Source organism: Anabaena sp. UHCC 0399, assembly GCF_034931465.1.
Lineage (GTDB): Bacteria > Cyanobacteriota > Cyanobacteriia > Cyanobacteriales > Nostocaceae > Trichormus > Trichormus minutissimus.
This window is the reverse complement of sequence record NZ_JAYGGZ010000019.1, coordinates 15,619-32,709: the sequence shown is the minus strand read 5'-3', so window position 1 is coordinate 32,709 and position 17,091 is coordinate 15,619. Positions and strand designations below refer to the sequence as shown.

Sequence of the window (17,091 nt, the reverse complement as noted above, 5' to 3'; positions counted from 1 at the left end):
TAGAGCGATCGCTACTTTGAAATTTTGAATTTCAACTATCCTCATCCCAGTATGGGATTTTGTGGGGATGCAAAAAATAGTATGCTAATTTTTGATGTTTATCTGTATTAAAAATTAATCCACCCATGAGAAAAAACACCAGGCAACTACTACTCATTTCTGGATTGGTTTTTAGCTTTACACTGTTGCCATTGTTAGCTCAAGCACAACAACGGGTATCTAATGCTCAAGTTGCAGCGATGGTAGAAGCATTGCGCCTAGCTGCACCGCAAACAGGCAAAGTAAATGATGGACTGTACAGTAATTGGCAAGTAAAACCAGAAACCCTTAAAGGCTGGTCAAGGAATTGTCTCAAAAAAGAGGTTACACCGACAGAGTTTGAAAATAACCAGGCGATCGCACGCGAAGTTATTTCTTGCATTGTCCGCCGCGAGTTAAATCAGCAGTTTCGCGCTACCAACAATAATGAAATTGCTGCTGTGCGTAGCACTTCTTGCTGGTGGATGACTGGTAACTACACAGGTTGTAATAGTGGCTTTACTGCTACCTATGTGCAGAAAGTTGTCGGATTTTACCAGCAGCAGCGTGCTAAACCAACGGTGAATTGAGTGCTGAGTTAAAATAGGTAGTAGTTAGTTCTTTTCCCCTACCCCATTCTTACACCCCTATACCCCTGCCTTATTCTTTTGCTCATGATCACCCAAAATATGTAGTAATTTTCTGGCTACGAGAACACCGACAATAGCACCACCCGCTAATTCCACGGCTCGGACGGCTGTTTTACTACTATCAGTAGGATTAAGGTAGTGGTGAAAAATTTCTTCATTCAGCCATTCAGCAGTGGCTTTAAAGTTATGTACTGGAGTGGGCAAGAGTTCTAAATAAGTGCCTTGCCGAATTAAATGTCCAACATTACCGTTGACCTCAAACAAGTTGTAAATGTTAGCGGCTGCATCAGTTAAGCCGAGTTTGAGAAGTGTTCCCCGGATGTTAACTTGTGCCGGTTGGAGTTCATGACCGAATGCGATCGCTTTTAAATTATGAGCGATCGCGGCCCCTTGTTGATAAGCTACCTGAGCAGTTGGCGGTAGGGGTGCATCTTCCAGGACTGTACAGTCACCACCAGCAAACACTTCGGGATAATCGAGTAATTGTAAGGTGGACTTAACTTGTAATCTTCCCCCTTTGTCTTTGTGTGTGTCTGGTATGGCTAAATTTTGAAGTAGGGGATGGGTAGCATTACCAGCCGTCCAAATGGTGGTATAGGCTGGCAAAGTTTCAACTTTACCATCGCGTTTATACTCAACTGCATTGGGTGAAACAGTCGTCACTTCTGCGCCTAGACACATCTCCACAGGTACGGCTCTTTTTTGTAATTCCTGTTGGGCAGTTGCTCGCAAATGGCTGTTAATATCACCCTTGAGGATTTCGTTACCGTGATTGATTAGCACTACCCGCACTTCCTCAGAATGGCCGTTCATCGCTGCATACCAATTGGGTAGCAAATCTGCTAACGTCGCAGCCATTTCCACACCAGCAGGTCCGCCACCTACTACTGCGATTGTCAGCCATTGGCGACGTATTTTTTCGTCTTCTGTTTGGATGGCTTGACGTAAACAATAATGTAAATGGCGGTCAATGCCAATAGCATCTTTTTGGCTGACAAAAGGTAGAGCATATTCCTTCGCACCTTTCACACCAAAATAGCCTGTGACACTCCCCACAGCTAAAACTAAATTGCTGTAGTTATAGCAATCTCCAGAACTTAATTTGACTTGTTTATTTTGTAAGTCAATGGATTGCACAGTATCTTGCACAAAAATCACACCACTACCTTGGAGTAATTCCTGAAAACGTGGTAATACCTGCATGGCATCCATTTCGCTACTGAAATACTCATAGAGTAGAGGCTTAAAACAAAAGCGATCGCTTGCGTCAATCAAGATAACAGAACGGGGATAGTGTTGATGGCTAAGGTGCAGAGCCGTAAATAATCCGGTAAAGCCGCCACCCACTATTACAGTTTGATAAACTGGGCTGCTCATAAATTCTCACCATTTAAACAGTAAGAAAGAAAACAATTAAAACAATACTCAATGCTAAAGCAAACAAAAGTGCATATTCAAATCGACGACTAAAAAAGCCGATAGCAGTAATCACAGCGATAAATAAAATAGTAATACCAACATACTGTTCACGCTGCCAACCTTTAGAAATTAACGGATCTTGGGGTTGGTTTCCCGGTAAGGGATTTTCTTGAATAGTCTCAGGCGATCGCTTTGAGTCTGGTAATTGTTGTATTTGTAATTCCATATTATTCAATAATTGATTTTATAGATGAAAAGATAATTTTTATCAGTCAGATAATCACGGGAAACCATTTTATATACTGCTTATGGTTGCCAAAGATAAAGTAGGGAAAACAGCATAATCCAGATAATGTCAACGAAGTGCCAAAAAAGGGAAGTTGCTCTCACACCAAAGTAACCATGATTGTAGTTACCCGGAATAAAAGAACGGGCAAGCATCAGCATTTGTAAAATAATACCTGCCAAAACGTGCAACCCGTGGAAGCCTGTTAACAAGTAGAAAGTCGTTCCAAACAGCCCTGTTTTCAGTCCAAAAGATAAACTATTCCACTCCCTAATTTGACCTACCAAGAAAAAAATTCCCATTGCAGATGTAGTCAACCATAACAAACGAAATTTATTCATTTTGTGCCGTTCTATGGCTTGGTCTGCAAAGTAAATAACAAAGCTACTAGTAACTAAAACTACTGTATTAATTACCGGTTTAGTTAATTCCAAGCTAGAAACTCCAGGAGGTAGCCAGTTGGGAGTTGATAACCGTAAAGCCAGATATGCAACAAAAAAACTGGCGAAGATCATGCTTTCTGATAGTAAGAACACAACAAAGCCAAATATGGCCTTGCCATGTTCGTCATGAGCTAGTCCGCCACCAATGGGCAAAAAGCGTTGTAACCAATGCGGTAGTCCTTGTCGCCAGCGTTCAAAACGAATAGGACTTTCATCTATATGGACAGGACTAGACATAATCACAATTCAAAATTAAGAAAGTTAGATTTAGTGGGAGTTTCAAATAACGACGAAATGGCAGTTATTCTTGAACAGTATTGGCGGAGATGCTGGAATTGCCGTAGTCATAGGGTGGTCTAGTCACAACTGGAATTTCTTCAAAGTTGTCTGATGGTGGTGGTGAGGGGACTGTCCACTCTAGACCCGTGGCATACCAGGGATTAGCAGGTGCATTTCTACCCTGTAACCAGGAAGCCACAACGTTGACGATGAATGGTAATGTTGACACGCCTAGTAAAAAAGCACCGAGGCTAGAGACAATATTCCAGCCGACATACTGGGAGTTGTAGGAGGCAACTCGGCGCACCATGCCTTGTAAACCTAATGGGTGCATGGGAAAGAAGGTGAGATTAGCACCGATAAATGTCAGCCAGAAATGGACTTTACCCCAACCTTCGGCGTACATTTTGCCAGTAATTTTAGGAAACCAAAAGTAAATCGCACCATAAATTGCGATCGTGATGGTGTTGAATACAAGATAGTGGAAGTGACCCACAATAAAGTAAGTGTTATTGACGTGCAGGTCAAAAGGCACTGCACCAAGCATGACACCAGTTATCCCTCCAAACAGAAACATCACCACACCGCCCAAGGCAAATAACATTGGTGTCTCTAGATGGAGTTTGCCTTTCCAAACGGTGGCTGTCCAGGCGAGAACTTTGATACCAGTAGGAACAGCAACTAACATAGAAGTCATCATAAAAAATATCCGCATCCAGGCGGGTGTACCACTGGCAAACATATGGTGTGCCCAAACTAAGGAACTAACTATAGCGATGCCAAAGGAAGCGAGGGCTACGGTACGATAGCCAAACAGGGGGTTTCGGGAAAAGGCGGGGATGATTTCCGAAAAAATACCGAAGGCAGGCAAAGCCCAGACATACACAGTGGGATGGGAGTAGAACCAGAACATATGTTGATAAAGAATAGGGCTGCCTTGTTTAAAGGGATTGAAGAAATTAGTACCTAGTGTGAGGTCTAAACATAGCAGGATCAAGCCGCCAGTCAAGGCGGGGAGGAACAATAGTTGCAGCAATTGGGCGCTGAGTACAGTCCAGACAAACAGAGGCATACGGAAGAAAGTCATTCCAGGCGATCGCATCCAGACAATGGTGGTCACAAAGTTTACCGCCCCCATAATTGATGAGATACCCAGCAACACCACACTGATAATCCAAATAAATTGTCCGTTGATTAGTTGCCCGGAAGGATTCTGCACACTCAGAGGTGGGTAAGACCACCAACCAGACTGAGCCGCGCCACTAGGTAGTAAGAAGCTGGACAACAACAGCATACCTGCGGGGGGGAAAATCCAAAAAGAGATGGCATTCAGCAGGGGAAAAGCCATATCCCTTGCCCCAATCATCAACGGGATTAAGTAGTTAGAAAGTCCCACTAGACAGGGAATAATCCACAGAAAAATCATCATTGTGCCGTGCATGGTGAACAGGCTGTTATACAGGTTGCGACCCAATAGATTTAATTCTGGGGTGAGCAGTTCAGCACGGATGAGCATGGCCAATAAGCCAGCAATTAAGAAGAAGAAAAAGGAAGTGACAATGTATTGGATGCCGATGACTTTATGGTTGGTGTTGAAACTGAAGTAACTCTGCCATCTTGTTTGTGTGTCAGATGCGTTAGCGATCGGGTTATTTGTCATAATCCATTTTGAATGTTGAATTTTGAATTCCCCGCAGGGTTAACCATTGGTTGTAAGCTTCGAGAGATTCAACGTAGACATCTGCTGTCATCAAGGCGAAGTCTCTACCACTAAATTGAGAATCCCGCAGTTGATATTTGCCTGTGCGCAGCGGTGTAAAGATAAAGGTAATGGCGCGGTTAGGAATAATATCTTGTTTAATACGAAACTCAGGGACATAGAAACCATGAAGAACGTCTTTTGAGTTCAAGACTAGGCGCACTCTCTGGTTCACTGGCAGATGCAGTTCTGTACTAGTGAGATTGTTGGGATAGCGGAAAGACCAAGCCCATTGTCTAGCTAGCACCCCAATCTCAGCCACCACGGGTTGCATATTATCGTTGCTGACGCTGGGTTTGGTTGTGGCGGAGGCGGGTGCAACTGCTGGGATATGCAAAACTATCGGTGTTAAACCTTGGATATTTAATTGCTCATAAATGTTGTAGCTTTGGAAAGCAATCCACAAAACTAGTATTGTTGGTACTACTATCCACAAGGTTTCAATCTTCCAATCACTCCTAGCTGGATGACCTTCGCTATAGTCCCCTCTTGGCGATCGATAAAAAATTATCGAATATATAATCGTGCCAACTACCCCTAGGAAGATAAATGCAGCGACTGAGACTAAAAAGCTAAATAGCTCATCAACCCTTTGTGCTTCTGCTGTTGCTTCAGGTGGCATCCAAGAGTAAGCTTGCTTTCCTACCCAATAACTAACAACGATCATTACTGCCACAACAACAGCTAATAGCAGAGTGTTGACGATTTTTTTCATAACAACATAATTGTTTCTGGTTGGGTTATTTGAGCCGTAAGTTAGGGTTTGCGCCCTCTCGCAGCAAATTGACAGCTGTATTGTGAATGCCAAACTCGTCTCCCATTTGCGCCCCTAATGTGCCGTGGAGGTAAAGGATACCTAGAAGGACAATACCTACCACTAAGTAGCTCCATTGCACCTGTCTAGCTGAATCTCTGTGCCAACGGTATCGTTGCAAGCCTCTCCAAACAGTCATGGCAACGATCGCAGTTAACAATAAAATTCCCCCCACTCCATGTAAAAGCATAGTTGGGGCTGCACCCAAACCCCAACCACTTTTCATGTCAATGGGCGGGTTGGCTAACATCAGTTCAAAAAAACCCGCTAATACCGTAAAAAATGTGACAATTGCCGCAGCTAGGATGTTATACCAACCCACATCAAAGAAGCCAGAACGCATTGCTGTCAAAGCGAAAAATTTTAGTATGGGCTGTTCTAGAGGGAAAAGCATCCCTGCTAAATCAAAGGCGATCGCCATAATGAACAAGCCCAAGGTGAAATGCACCAAATTAGGATGAATTGGTACATCATAGGGTAGTCCATTCGCTCCCAGCTTGAACCCCAACTGCTCAATTAGTTGTGAGTTCATTGCAGTATCCCCCTCTTAGTCGCCTCGACAACTGGCTCGACGTGCAACCCATATACCCAAACTAGCCGAGTTCCAAGGTATACCTGAAAAGATACCAAGATTAATAAAAATGTAGCTACACCTAAATATGCTGGTGGGATACGCAGGGGGTCACGGGCGCGAATCACAAAACGCCAGGCGGCAATTCCCACCACTAACGCCGATAACGACCAACCAGTAATTGTGTGTAAATCTAATGTCGGTTGTGCCGCTGCGTATGGTTGTGCTAGCCCAGCTTCTAACTGTCCAAAAATTACGGCGAGAAAAATAGCGACAGCAGCCACAAACATATTCCACCAACTCACCTCAAATAAATGGTGTTTGTGGGTAAGATAGCCAATCAAATCACAAGTAAAGGAAAAGAACACCATCGCAATCACAAAATGAATAATGATCGGATGGATGGGATCGGGGTATGGTAAATTCTGCTCATTCAGAGACAAAATAGGCATCGCTTTCTCCTTGTTGCTGCTCACACTCATACCACCAGCAATACCTAACAGTGTTTACGGCTGCCCACTATCTCGCATACTGATTTTTAATCAATAATTAGGCGGACATACTTTTTCAGCAATTCTTTTGCAGCAATTATCTATTAAGAAACTATGATAAATTTTTTCCAAAAAAATCTTCCCAAAGATTGAGATTAAATAGAAAAATATTTAATCTTAATCTACTTTAAGTACATTTTTTTATGCCATTTTAAAAGTTGTACGGAAATCTAATTTGACATTTAAAAACAATCTTTATACACAAAATAATTTGAAAGCCTATTCTATGAGCTTTTTGACTTTTGAGTTCATGGCGGTACTAGTGGCTTTAGTCTGAGGGTGAATAAATTTCAACCCCACGGCGAAAAATTATGATGAAATAATTATTTCTCGCTGAATATTTGTCTTCCTAGAGATGGAAAAAATGATTATTCCATTAGAAAGAAGTAATTATCATTCCAACTATTTAGATTTAACTCAAGAAGAGCAATATAACCCTTGGCTATCAAATTATCAATAATAATATTGGTTTAATTTGAATGCCATTATTTAAGCTATTTTCTTGACAAACTTAAAAGATTTCCTGGTAATTTTGATTTTTTCTTTTATCAAGGCTCAGTCTGTATGTCTCAACTAAACTTGCATGAATCATTGAGTAATAATCAAAATTTGATTTTTGAAATAGCAAAGTTTAGCAGTTAATATTAGCGCAATAATGTTGGATGTCTCTCTACCAAATTATGCTTTAATTTTGCAGCTTTTTGCATTTTATTAGCATATCAAAGACAATTTATAGCACTTCTATTGATTTTTGTTAGCGTAGCCTGCACTTGCGCTTAAAACTTCAGTACACCTCATATCCTTTCTTCCCTATCACTTACCTACGTAAGTAATTATGGCTATGCTCCCGTAAGGGATACAGAAATCAAAGCTGACTGTTATAGCTTTAGCTTATTCCTTTTCACCCAGGTAAATAACAATGACCACACAGGAGCAGCTACACCAATGGCATGAACTAGCGCAACAATTGCGAATTGATAGTATTCGCGCCACAACTATTGCTGGTTCAGGTCATCCTACGTCTTCAATGTCGCCGGCAGATTTGATGGCGGTTTTATTATCTAATTATCTCCACTACGATTTTGACAATCCCCACAACCCCAATAACGATCGCTTTATTCTCTCTAAAGGACACGCTGCACCGTTGCTTTACTCTATGTATAAAGCGGCTGGGATAATTACTGATGCAGAATTGCTGTCATTGCGACAAAAAGGAAGTCGTCTAGAAGGCCATCCCACACCTGTTTTACCTTGGGTTGATGTCGCCACTGGCTCGTTAGGACAGGGATTACCCGTTGGTGTGGGGTTAGCTCTAGCTGGGAAGTATTTAGATCAGCTACCCTATAATGTCTGGATATTATTAGGTGATAGTGAAACCTCCGAAGGTTCGGTTTGGGAAGCTTTTGATCATGCGGCTCACTATACCCTAGATAATCTCATTGCCATCATTGATGTTAATCGCCTTGGTCAACGGGGTCAGACAGAATTAGGCTGGAACACTCAAGCCTATGCTAATCGGGCTAGGGCTTTTGGTTGGCAAGCAATTGAGATAGATGGTCACGATTTGATAGAAATTGATCAAGCTTTTAGTGCGGCTGTGAGTATTAACAATCGCCCCACGGTAATTATTGCCCGCACCAAGAAGGGTAAAGGCGTAAGTTCTCTGGAAGATTTGGGGGGTTGGCACGGTAAAGCCTTAAAACCCGACGCAGAAAAACAAGCGATCGCCCAATTAGGTGGTGAACACCAAATTACAATCACAGTCAGTAAACCAGAAACCCAAGCACAGCCTGCAACCATCGCCACACCCCAACCTTTGCAACTTCCTAATTACAACAAAGGTACAACGGTCGCAACGCGCCGCGCCTATGGTGATGCGCTGAAAGCTTTAGGTGCTGCACAACCGCAAGTAGTCGCCCTGGACGCAGAGGTGAGCAATTCTACTTACGCTGAAGATTTCGCCGAAGCTTACCCAGAACGATACTTTGAGATGTACATTGCCGAACAGCAAATGGTGGCGGCGGCTGTAGGTTTGCAAATCCGCAATTACAAACCCTTTGCTTCTAGCTTTGCGGCGTTTTTAACTCGTGCTTATGACTTTGTGAGGATGGCGGCTGTCTCCCGCGCCAATATTCGATTAGTCGGTTCTCATGCGGGTGTATCTATTGGTCAAGATGGTGCTTCTCAGATGGGATTGGAAGATTTAGCAGCGTTTCGGGCTGTTTGGGGTAGCACAGTCTTATATCCCTGCGATGCCAATCAGACAGCGCAGTTAGTAGAGCAAATGAGCGATCGCAATGGTATAGTCTACCTCCGCACTACACGGGAAAGCACGCCAGTTATCTATGGTGTAGATGAACAGTTCCCCATTGGTGGAAGTAAAGTTATTCGTAGTTCCGACCAAGACCAAGCCACGGTGATTGGTGCAGGGATTACTTTACATGAAGCACTCAAAGCCTATGATCGCCTGAAAAATGAAGGGATTACAGTCCGCATTATTGATGCTTACTCTGTTAAACCTATTGATGTGCAAACCCTGCATCAAGCCGCCCATGATACAGAGGGTAATTTGGTAGTTGTCGAAGACCATTGGAGTGAAGGCGGACTAGGTGCAGCCGTGCTAGATGCCTTTGCGGGTAGTGGTGATATTTCTAGTTATGACGGGCCACAACTGCAAGTAATCAAGTTAGCGGTGCGTGATCTGCCCAGTTCGGGTACGCCGGAAGAATTACTTCATGTTGCCAAAATTGACGCTGATGCCATTGTAGAGGCGATAAAAGCCCAAATTAGACAACCTTTAGGAACTGCTGCGGCGATCGCCACTCCCTCCAGTTTGTAGTATTCGCGTAGCGTCTGTCTACGACACGCTCCGCGAACGTAGAGAGGACTTCAGTCCTTTATTTTCCAACTTACTCCCTACCCCCCATGACTAATTCAGTCGCTAGCCAGAGGGAATCCAGACAAAAGATTTTTATGCTGGTGAGTATAGCCTACTCAATGATTTTGTGAAAGCTGAGAACCCCTTTTTCGCAAGAAAGCGGTGTGCTGAAATCTTGCCATTTTCACCCATCAAATAGCATGGCATTAGATATTGTTTTAATAAATTAGGAATAGAATATGCCTCTTTATAAACTAGAAGAATTTGACCCTAACTATCGAGAAACCTTTGCTGGTGCTGATGTTAAATCTTTAGAACTATATACTGAAGGTGGAGTGTTAGTTGGCTCAATTGCTGATGCTTTAGTTGACCATGATGGACGCTTTCGTTATCTAGTTGTTTCTACCAATCTAGATTCAATTAATAAAAAAATATTACTACCAATTGGACTTTCTCGCATCAATTATCCTGCCAAACGTGTCTATGTAGACGGATTGAGCAAACAACAAGTAGAACATTTACCGGAATACCACGAACACTTGGCAGTAGATGAAGATTATGAAGAGAGAGTTCGTAATGTTTTTCGTCCGCAAACTGGTGATGTAAGCTATGACCGCGAAAAATATAGCTACCAACAAGAACCTGCTTTATATAATTTAAACGATCAATATCATCAAACTTTCAGATTGTATGAAGAACGCTTGATTGCTAATAAACAACGAGTGAAAACAGGAGAAGTAGCAGTTGGTAAACATATTGAAACCGAAACGAAAAGAGTTACAGTTCCTGTTAAAAGAGAACGTGTTGTGATTGAACGCGTTCCACAAACAGCCGGAGATACCATAGTAGATCCAAAAGAAGTTCAATTCCAAGGCGGAGAAGTAGCACGGATAGAACTTTACGAAGAAACACCTGAAATTCGTAAGCAAGCTTTTGTACGTGAAGAAGTCAGAGTAAAAAAAGTCATTGAACAAGAAACCGTAGAAGCTCAAGATACCATTCGTCGGGAAGAATTAGATATTGATACAGCAGGGAATACCACATTGACACAAGAATGAGGTAAGTAACTCAGGATAAATAATCCAAAGTTTGTAGTAATAGCTTTAGGGTTGAGAAGAAAAGCTATTACTACAAATTAAATAAATATCACTTTTGATATTGTTACATCCGAGTAATTCATTCAAACGAAAGATGCAATCTCTCACATTAAACTTTAAGTTAGTAACTATGAGAGAAGTTATAACATTTTGAGGTTCAAGCAGATGGTACTTTACAAACTAGAAGATTTTGATCCAAATTACCGTGATACATTGCAAGGCGAAGATATTAAAGGTCTTGGTGTCTACACCGAAAGGAATAATGAAAAGATTGGCACTGTTAACGATGTTTTAGTTGATGATGATGGACATTTTCGTTATCTAATTGTTGACCTAGGTTTCTGGATCTTTGGTAAGAAAGTTTTATTACCAGTTGGTCGCACTCGCATTGACCACGGCACAGACCGCGTTTATGCAGTTGGTATGACCAGAGAACAAGCCGAAAACTTACCAGAGTTTGATGAACGTTTAAATTTAGATCACGATTATGAAGAACGAGTGCGTGGAGTATATCGCAATCCCAGTTACCGCACCCAACCTTTAGATACATCAACACCTTTAGAAACAAGAACACCTGTAGAAGCACCATTAGGAACTACACCTGCTCATACCCGCGATACTTATAGATACGAACAAGAACCTAGTTTGTATGGACTGCATGAACCGCATCATGAAACCATGAAATTATATGAAGAGCGGTTAATTGCGAGTAAACGCCGTCAAAAAACCGGAGATGTCACCGTTGGTAAGCACGTTGAGACGGAAACTGCACGGGTTGCAGTCCCTGTAGAAAGAGAACGAGTTATAGTTGAGCGTGTCACACCAGAAAATGCTGGTAGAGCCGTTTCTCCCGGTGAAGCGAATTTCCGTGAAGGTGAAGTAACTCGTGTAGAACTTCATGAAGAAACCCCTGATATTCGCAAAGAAGCTGTTGTGCGGGAAGAAGTCAGAGTGAAAAAAGTCGTAGAGCAAGACACAGTTCAAGCTGAAGATACTATCCGCCGTGAAGAGTTAGACGTGAATACTTCTGGTCTTCCTGTTGAAGAGCGTTAATTTTTGATTAGCTTCGGTCAACTTAGTACAAGTGCAGGTATAGTTTTTAAACTTTACCTACACTTGTATAATAAATTTACACATATTATTTATATGACTGAATATTTAACATCAGAAACATCTGATCATCAGACAATATCAGAGCATACAAACGATGAAGAGAAACTGATTCGCTTACTGGAAGAACAGTTAGTAGTTGGTAGCAGTAAGCAAAAAATTGGTGAAGTCATTGTTCGGAAAGTTATCGAAACAACGATGGTGCAAGTTCCTGTTCGACGGGAGAAACTAATCGTAGAACAAATTACCCCAGACCATAAGCAATTAGCAGAAATTGATTTAAGCTGTGGGGAAATAACTGGGGTTGAGTTAACACAAAGCGAAAGACTAGAATTTACTAGTCAAGTTAGTGGTTTAACTGTTAATGGCCGCTTTATGTCTCCTAAGATAGCTAGTTTATTATTGAATGCGATCGCTCTAGAACGCAACCACGGTTGTCAGCAGGTATTAGTATCCATTTCTGTAGACAACGAAGAACACCAGCAAAAATATCAAGAGTGGTTTGACCGTTGTTCTAAAGGTCAATTACCAAAGACTGAAAAATAAATTGACAATTAATTTCACAAACTGAGAATCCCGCTTTCTTAAACGTTCTCACCACATCCGAAAACTAGATTCTTTCATTTCACGCCTTATGCGTTATTTTCTGTTTCAGTGGCTAGCTTCTGACCAATTTTTGGTTCTGTACCAGCTAATAACCGCTCAATATTACCTCGGTGGCGCAAAATGACATACAACCCACCCGCCACACCAAACAAAACATAGGGTAAGGGTTGGTGGAAAATGGTCATGAGGATAGAAACTGCGATCGCGCCAATAATTGAACTCAATGATACAATCCGCGATATGGCTACCACAATCGCAAACACACCCAAGGTAGCCAAACCCACTTGCCAACTCATCGCTAACAAAATCCCCAAGCTGGTAGCGACAGATTTACCACCAGTAAACCCTAAAAAGATAGACTTGCTGTGTCCCAAGATGGCGGCTAAACCTACTAAGGTAACTAGCCAAGGTTGCCAAATTTTTACGTCTACTGGGGTGGGGATAAGATTTTGACTAGAGGCGAAGTTGAATAAATAGTAGACTAGAGCGATCGCTAATACTCCTTTTAAGCAATCCATCAATAAAACAAATGCTCCCGCACCTTTACCTAAAGTTCTGAGAACATTGGTTGCGCCTGTTGAGCCTGAACCCACTTCCCGGATATCAATACCCTTAAGTTGTTTGACAGCAATATACCCTGTAGGGAAAGAACCCAACAGGTAAGCTATAAGTACGACTGCACCAGACAAACTTAACCAAACAGCCATAGGAAATTCAAAAAAGTTATTAGTTTATAGTTAATAGTCTATATTGAGTCGCCCCAGAGTTTTATGAGCGTGATGACGATGTGATTCGGATTATTTCGGCTCGTAAAGCAACACGTAAGGAGCGTGAATACTATGAAAGTTGAGGATTTTAAAAAAAGATTAGACCGAAACCGTCCGATGACTACTGTAACGATCAGGATGCCTGAAGACGTGATTGATGATTTGAAAAGAGTTGCGCCATTGCTAGGTTTTTCTGGTTTGGTCAGGATAAAGACAAATTTCTTGTGGCGAACTTCGGGCAACGATATATTCCATCACTTCCTGCCCGCAATTAACCGGACAATGCACGACACCAGTTTTAATATAGAGGAAATCGCCTGCTTTGATATCTACAAATGTATCATTCTCAACACCTAGCAAAACTCTGCACGTTCCCGTAATAATGTATATCGCAGTCTCAAAAGGATGGTAGTGTGGGGTTGCACCTGCTCCTGGAGGAATTATGCCGTGAGCCATACTAAGGTGCTTCGATCCGACAGTTTCTTCAGTTACACCCCAGCCTCGAACATAGCCATGATCTGTATCACAAATTCTTTCTGGCTCCTGAACAACTACAACACTACTCACTTGCTGTGAGATGCAAGTATCTAAATTTTCAGAACTCATAAACTATCACCCTAAAGACTATACTATTCAAAATAAATTAGTTCTTAACATCTCAGACTCTAAATAAGAATACAAGGACAGTTAAGACAGTTAAAAAAATATTTATTTAGGAGCGATATTCTAGTTATTCATTGCTTAAAAGGGAAGCTGATACCTCATCAGAGAAATGCCCAAAACCCTGATGATTGCAAAGAATAGTTATTAAACATTTTCTAAATTGGCTCAAACTAGGCAATGTTGATTCATAACTAATAAGTACCGTATAGCTAAAAACTGAAAACCTTTTCAGGTAAGGATTTTCAGCTATATGGCAGAATTTCTTGCGAATCGTTACACTACCCAAGCTTGGGTCGCGTCAGTGGCAACGACGCTTGAGTAGGTCATCTTGTCTTGCTGCCGACAACCACTGTATTGTCCCAAACGTCGCCGTACAGCCAGTTGCCTCCCGCATTTTGGTCGCTACTGGTGTAGTATTCCTGCCACGCGATCAGGAGTTCATCGACCGTAAGCTGTCCGTTGCCGTTGCTGTCGAGCTTCTGGAAAGCTAGCTGGCTGTTCGCCGCCTTACAGCCAAAAGCTTGGTGGAATTTGGCGAACTCACTTTGTTCGAGGAAACCGTTGTCGTCTCGATCGCAGATTGTGAAAATCGCTTTTGCAAGGGGATGGAACGCTGATTTATAGGCTTCTGAATCTTCGGCGAAGGACTTTAAGCCATTGCGCCATTCCTCCGGAGTCACTTGGCCATCGTTATCAACATCCATCTTGGCTTGTACATGAGTCCAAAAGTGTTCAAACGTTTGGAACAGTTTCTGTGTTTTGGGACTGCCCATAGGCTCGCCGAGATAAGTAGCAACACGAGCGGCGAGAGCGAGTACATCAGCTTGTTCTAGAACGCCGTTACCGTTCACGTCAGCATGAGTAAAACAAACATCGAATTTTCGATCTAACAAATCTTGAGTTTCAACAAGAGGCATATTTAATCTCCGTTATATGATACATGAAATGTTGTATCAACTTTGCTGTTCAACTATTCCGCGCGGATGAACTTATTTGATAGTTAGTATTTCACAATATTTTTTTTACAACAAGGACAGTTAAGACAGTTAAGAAGAAATATCAAATTAAATTTCATTTAAAGGCAAGGACAGTTAACGCTCTTTTATTACTCTTACGAGAGTATAATTAACTACTAGAAGATTAACCTACCAGGGGTGTAGAATTGGGTTCAAGAAATGCTGATCCCTTTTCTGCATTGATTGCCAGTCTCAAACGTCATGGTGTTGATAATGACGTAATTGACGAGGCTTTGAGGGAAGTAGCACAAAAATACGATGAGCATAGCTCATCGCACTAGTACAGCGCGGCATAAACAAACAGACTATTCTCAATCATTCAAAGCGTTCAAAGACAAGACTTTTGAACGTCAGTTGCTTTAAGTCGGCAACTTACTACAGTGTGGGAAACCCGCGCAAAGCAGTGTCTCCCCAACGCACTGACTCCTTTTGACTTCAGTTTTTGACTAACGAGGGTTGAATAATAGCTAAAGTTTGAGATTAGTGTCAGCACTTACTCTACGATAAGCAAACAATAATCGGGAGCAACGCGAAAAAGTGAGATCGGGGTTTAGTTCTCAATTATGCCCCCATATTCTCAACAGAACCTGGTTTTTTAGTTGCGATGCCTGCGGCGGGCGTAGCCATGGCATCCTGAAACAAGCTATATACGTCCTAGATTTCAGGACCTCACAAAATCGCGTTGCTCCCACAATAATCTAACTTACAAGCGATGACCTCCGGTCGGTCGGTCGCATAGCGTCTCGTAGAGAAAAGCATCGCACCTGTTTGCATCTTCTCCACAAATGTATTTACATAGTAAATACGCTTTGTCTATACTGAGAACTATGGATGTTTATTTCCTGCTGAATGGCATCACTTTTGTTTGGAATGATGATAAGGCTAGGCACAATTCCAATAAACATGACGGCGTAACATTCCCACAAGCAGCAGAAGTATTCTTTGACCCGTTTTTCGTTGTCGTTGATGCTAGCCGTAATGATGAAGCAAGAGATGCTGTAATTGGTTTGGACAAGCGGTGGAATCTGCTCTATGTGGTTCATATAGAGCATGATAACGATGTGATTCGGATTATTTCGGCTCGTAAAGCAACACGCAAGGAGCGTGAATACTATGAAACTTGAGGATTTGAAAAAAAGATTAGACCGAAACCGTCCGATGACTACTGTAACGATTAGGATGCCTGAAGACGTGATTGATGATCTGAAAAGAGTTGCGCCATTGCTAGGTTTTTCTGGTTATCAACCTTTAATCCGAGCTTATATTGGTCAAGGGTTACGAGCAGATTTAGAGAGGTTGGAAGGAGATCCCTTTTCTGCATTGATTGCCAGTCTCAAACGTCATGGTGTTGATAATGACGTAATTGACGAGGCTTTGAGGGAAATAGCACAAAAATACGATGAGCATAGCTCATCGCACTAGTACAGCGTGGCATAAACAAACAGACTATTCTTAATTAGTCAACTAAGTCAGTCTCTTGATTCCGTTAACATTCCACGCAACCACTGACGAAATGCTCGTCGCGCTGTACTATACCCCTGTGTCAGACTTAATGGTAAAAACTGCAATATTCCCTCAATTACAGGTAATTGCCCAAATATGGGACTAGTGTCTACCTCAATATACTTTTCTTGATGCAAGACAAAAACCTGTAATTTGCCATCTGCATAACACCAAAGTTCAGGTACTCTCAAGGCTACATAAGCTGAAAGCTGAGTTTTGGAAGTGACATCGATTTCAATTGCTAAATCCGGTGGTGGATCAACTGACAAATCTAGCCGCCGCTTGCCAATCATTTTACTAGCGTTTTGGATATAGAAACAGGTATCTGGTTCTACACCTGCTGACATTTCTGAACGTTTAAATGTAGTTGAGCCGTAAGCTTCCCAGTCAAGTTTTAACTCATCCAGTAAAAGCTTAACCATGTCACCGATGAGTTCCTTCGTAACTTCATGTTCCGGTAACGGCATCCGAATCTCTAGCACCCCTTGATAATAAGCGACTCGTGCAGCGCGATGTTCTCCGATTTCATCTAAGATTGCTTCAAACTCTGCCCAACTAATATCCCGCAATGTCAAGCACTGCCCCGGTTGAACGTCAATTTGACGCAGTTGCAGTGTAACAACCATTTTATCCTCCGTACCGTTCACTGTTCGGGGTTAGT

At 42.1% G+C, this 17,091-nt stretch carries 19 protein-coding genes; 8 read left to right on the top strand and 11 right to left on the bottom strand.

Going from position 1 to position 17,091, the window contains the following annotated elements; translation table 11 throughout:
• Positions 1–125: 125 nt before the first annotated feature.
• Positions 126–608, top strand: coding sequence for a hypothetical protein (locus VB693_RS12410; RefSeq protein ID WP_323266541.1), 483 nt, complete (start codon positions 126–128; stop codon positions 606–608).
• Between the two features lie 57 nt (positions 609–665).
• Here VB693_RS12410 and VB693_RS12405 read toward each other — a convergent pair whose 3' ends face one another.
• The 7 genes from VB693_RS12405 to VB693_RS12375 all read right to left on the bottom strand — a co-directional run bounded on the left by VB693_RS12405 (position 666) and on the right by VB693_RS12375 (position 6,691).
• Positions 666–2,045 carry an NAD(P)/FAD-dependent oxidoreductase gene (locus VB693_RS12405; RefSeq protein WP_323266540.1) on the bottom strand — a complete coding sequence of 460 codons (1,380 nt, stop codon included), beginning with the start codon at positions 2,043–2,045 and terminating at the stop codon, positions 666–668.
• A 13-nt stretch (positions 2,046–2,058) separates the two neighbouring features.
• Positions 2,059–2,313, bottom strand: coding sequence for a hypothetical protein (locus tag VB693_RS12400; RefSeq protein ID WP_323266539.1), 255 nt, complete (start codon positions 2,311–2,313; stop codon positions 2,059–2,061).
• A gap of 80 nt (positions 2,314–2,393) precedes the next feature.
• Entirely contained in the window at positions 2,394–3,053 is a 660-nt protein-coding gene (locus tag VB693_RS12395; RefSeq protein WP_323266538.1) for a heme-copper oxidase subunit III, read from the bottom strand.
• Positions 3,054–3,117: 64 nt separating this feature from the next.
• Positions 3,118–4,755 (bottom strand): cytochrome c oxidase subunit I, encoded by a 1,638-nt coding sequence (locus VB693_RS12390; protein WP_323266537.1) that lies wholly within the window; start codon positions 4,753–4,755, stop codon positions 3,118–3,120.
• A complete protein-coding gene (locus tag VB693_RS12385; protein WP_323266536.1) occupies positions 4,745–5,569 on the bottom strand; it encodes a cytochrome c oxidase subunit II in 825 nt (274 codons plus the stop codon). Before VB693_RS12385 ends, VB693_RS12390 begins: the two co-directional genes overlap by 11 nt.
• Before the next feature lie 25 nt (positions 5,570–5,594).
• Positions 5,595–6,200 (bottom strand): DUF2231 domain-containing protein, encoded by a 606-nt coding sequence (locus tag VB693_RS12380; RefSeq protein ID WP_323266535.1) that lies wholly within the window; start codon positions 6,198–6,200, stop codon positions 5,595–5,597.
• Positions 6,197–6,691 (bottom strand): DUF2231 domain-containing protein, encoded by a 495-nt coding sequence (locus VB693_RS12375; protein ID WP_323266534.1) that lies wholly within the window; start codon positions 6,689–6,691, stop codon positions 6,197–6,199. The genes VB693_RS12380 and VB693_RS12375 overlap by 4 nt, the downstream gene beginning before the upstream one ends.
• Positions 6,692–7,709: 1,018 nt before the next feature.
• Here VB693_RS12375 and VB693_RS12370 point away from each other — a divergent pair.
• The 4 genes from VB693_RS12370 to VB693_RS12355 all read left to right on the top strand — a co-directional run bounded on the left by VB693_RS12370 (position 7,710) and on the right by VB693_RS12355 (position 12,421).
• On the top strand, positions 7,710–9,629 hold the full coding sequence (locus tag VB693_RS12370; RefSeq protein ID WP_323266533.1) for a transketolase: 1,920 nt from the start codon (positions 7,710–7,712) through the stop codon (positions 9,627–9,629).
• A gap of 278 nt (positions 9,630–9,907) precedes the next feature.
• The gene (locus VB693_RS12365; RefSeq protein WP_323266532.1) at positions 9,908–10,726 is read left to right on the top strand and encodes a DUF2382 domain-containing protein; all 819 of its coding nucleotides are present in this window, start codon (positions 9,908–9,910) and stop codon (positions 10,724–10,726) included.
• A 204-nt stretch (positions 10,727–10,930) separates the two neighbouring features.
• Positions 10,931–11,818 carry a DUF2382 domain-containing protein gene (locus tag VB693_RS12360; RefSeq protein ID WP_323266531.1) on the top strand — a complete coding sequence of 296 codons (888 nt, stop codon included), beginning with the start codon at positions 10,931–10,933 and terminating at the stop codon, positions 11,816–11,818.
• A 93-nt stretch (positions 11,819–11,911) separates the two neighbouring features.
• The gene (locus VB693_RS12355; protein ID WP_323266530.1) at positions 11,912–12,421 is read left to right on the top strand and encodes a DUF2382 domain-containing protein; all 510 of its coding nucleotides are present in this window, start codon (positions 11,912–11,914) and stop codon (positions 12,419–12,421) included.
• A gap of 86 nt (positions 12,422–12,507) precedes the next feature.
• Here the strand turns inward: VB693_RS12355 and plsY are convergent, their stop codons facing one another.
• From plsY to VB693_RS12340, 3 genes are all read right to left on the bottom strand, one after another.
• Positions 12,508–13,188 carry a glycerol-3-phosphate 1-O-acyltransferase PlsY gene (plsY, locus tag VB693_RS12350; RefSeq protein WP_323266529.1) on the bottom strand — a complete coding sequence of 227 codons (681 nt, stop codon included), beginning with the start codon at positions 13,186–13,188 and terminating at the stop codon, positions 12,508–12,510.
• A 243-nt stretch (positions 13,189–13,431) separates the two neighbouring features.
• Entirely contained in the window at positions 13,432–13,854 is a 423-nt protein-coding gene (locus tag VB693_RS12345; protein ID WP_323266528.1) for a cupin domain-containing protein, read from the bottom strand.
• 380 nt (positions 13,855–14,234) lie between these two features.
• Positions 14,235–14,828: an EF-hand domain-containing protein gene (locus VB693_RS12340; protein WP_114083411.1), complete on the bottom strand. Its 594-nt coding sequence runs from the start codon at positions 14,826–14,828 to the stop codon at positions 14,235–14,237.
• Positions 14,829–15,073: 245 nt separating this feature from the next.
• Here VB693_RS12340 and VB693_RS12335 point away from each other — a divergent pair, with 245 nt between their 5' ends.
• From VB693_RS12335 to VB693_RS12325, 3 genes are all read left to right on the top strand, one after another.
• A complete protein-coding gene (locus VB693_RS12335) occupies positions 15,074–15,208 on the top strand; it encodes a hypothetical protein (protein ID WP_323266527.1) in 135 nt (44 codons plus the stop codon).
• A 546-nt stretch (positions 15,209–15,754) separates the two neighbouring features.
• The gene (locus VB693_RS12330) at positions 15,755–16,051 is read left to right on the top strand and encodes a BrnT family toxin (RefSeq protein WP_323266526.1); all 297 of its coding nucleotides are present in this window, start codon (positions 15,755–15,757) and stop codon (positions 16,049–16,051) included.
• On the top strand, positions 16,041–16,349 hold the full coding sequence (locus tag VB693_RS12325) for a hypothetical protein (protein WP_323266525.1): 309 nt from the start codon (positions 16,041–16,043) through the stop codon (positions 16,347–16,349). Before VB693_RS12330 ends, VB693_RS12325 begins: the two co-directional genes overlap by 11 nt.
• Before the next feature lie 47 nt (positions 16,350–16,396).
• On the opposite strand, the gene VB693_RS12320 is transcribed toward VB693_RS12325, so the two are convergent.
• A complete protein-coding gene (locus tag VB693_RS12320) occupies positions 16,397–17,056 on the bottom strand; it encodes a Uma2 family endonuclease (protein WP_323266524.1) in 660 nt (219 codons plus the stop codon).
• Positions 17,057–17,091: the final 35 nt, after the last annotated feature.

Excerpts from the sequence above, each read along its gene's own strand:
- VB693_RS12410 (WP_323266541.1), top strand. The coding sequence starts at position 126 with ATGAGAAAAAACACCAGGCAACTACTACTCATTTCTGGATTGGTTTTT.
- VB693_RS12405 (WP_323266540.1), bottom strand. The coding sequence starts at position 2,045 with ATGAGCAGCCCAGTTTATCAAACTGTAATAGTGGGTGGCGGCTTTACC.
- VB693_RS12400 (WP_323266539.1), bottom strand. The coding sequence starts at position 2,313 with ATGGAATTACAAATACAACAATTACCAGACTCAAAGCGATCGCCTGAG.
- VB693_RS12395 (WP_323266538.1), bottom strand. The coding sequence starts at position 3,053 with ATGTCTAGTCCTGTCCATATAGATGAAAGTCCTATTCGTTTTGAACGC.
- VB693_RS12390 (WP_323266537.1), bottom strand. The coding sequence starts at position 4,755 with ATGACAAATAACCCGATCGCTAACGCATCTGACACACAAACAAGATGG.
- VB693_RS12385 (WP_323266536.1), bottom strand. The coding sequence starts at position 5,569 with ATGAAAAAAATCGTCAACACTCTGCTATTAGCTGTTGTTGTGGCAGTA.
- VB693_RS12380 (WP_323266535.1), bottom strand. The coding sequence starts at position 6,200 with ATGAACTCACAACTAATTGAGCAGTTGGGGTTCAAGCTGGGAGCGAAT.
- VB693_RS12375 (WP_323266534.1), bottom strand. The coding sequence starts at position 6,691 with ATGCCTATTTTGTCTCTGAATGAGCAGAATTTACCATACCCCGATCCC.
- VB693_RS12370 (WP_323266533.1), top strand. The coding sequence starts at position 7,710 with ATGACCACACAGGAGCAGCTACACCAATGGCATGAACTAGCGCAACAA.
- VB693_RS12365 (WP_323266532.1), top strand. The coding sequence starts at position 9,908 with ATGCCTCTTTATAAACTAGAAGAATTTGACCCTAACTATCGAGAAACC.
- VB693_RS12360 (WP_323266531.1), top strand. The coding sequence starts at position 10,931 with ATGGTACTTTACAAACTAGAAGATTTTGATCCAAATTACCGTGATACA.
- VB693_RS12355 (WP_323266530.1), top strand. The coding sequence starts at position 11,912 with ATGACTGAATATTTAACATCAGAAACATCTGATCATCAGACAATATCA.
- plsY (WP_323266529.1), bottom strand. The coding sequence starts at position 13,188 with ATGGCTGTTTGGTTAAGTTTGTCTGGTGCAGTCGTACTTATAGCTTAC.
- VB693_RS12345 (WP_323266528.1), bottom strand. The coding sequence starts at position 13,854 with ATGAGTTCTGAAAATTTAGATACTTGCATCTCACAGCAAGTGAGTAGT.
- VB693_RS12340 (WP_114083411.1), bottom strand. The coding sequence starts at position 14,828 with ATGCCTCTTGTTGAAACTCAAGATTTGTTAGATCGAAAATTCGATGTT.
- VB693_RS12330 (WP_323266526.1), top strand. The coding sequence starts at position 15,755 with ATGGATGTTTATTTCCTGCTGAATGGCATCACTTTTGTTTGGAATGAT.
- VB693_RS12325 (WP_323266525.1), top strand. The coding sequence starts at position 16,041 with ATGAAACTTGAGGATTTGAAAAAAAGATTAGACCGAAACCGTCCGATG.
- VB693_RS12320 (WP_323266524.1), bottom strand. The coding sequence starts at position 17,056 with ATGGTTGTTACACTGCAACTGCGTCAAATTGACGTTCAACCGGGGCAG.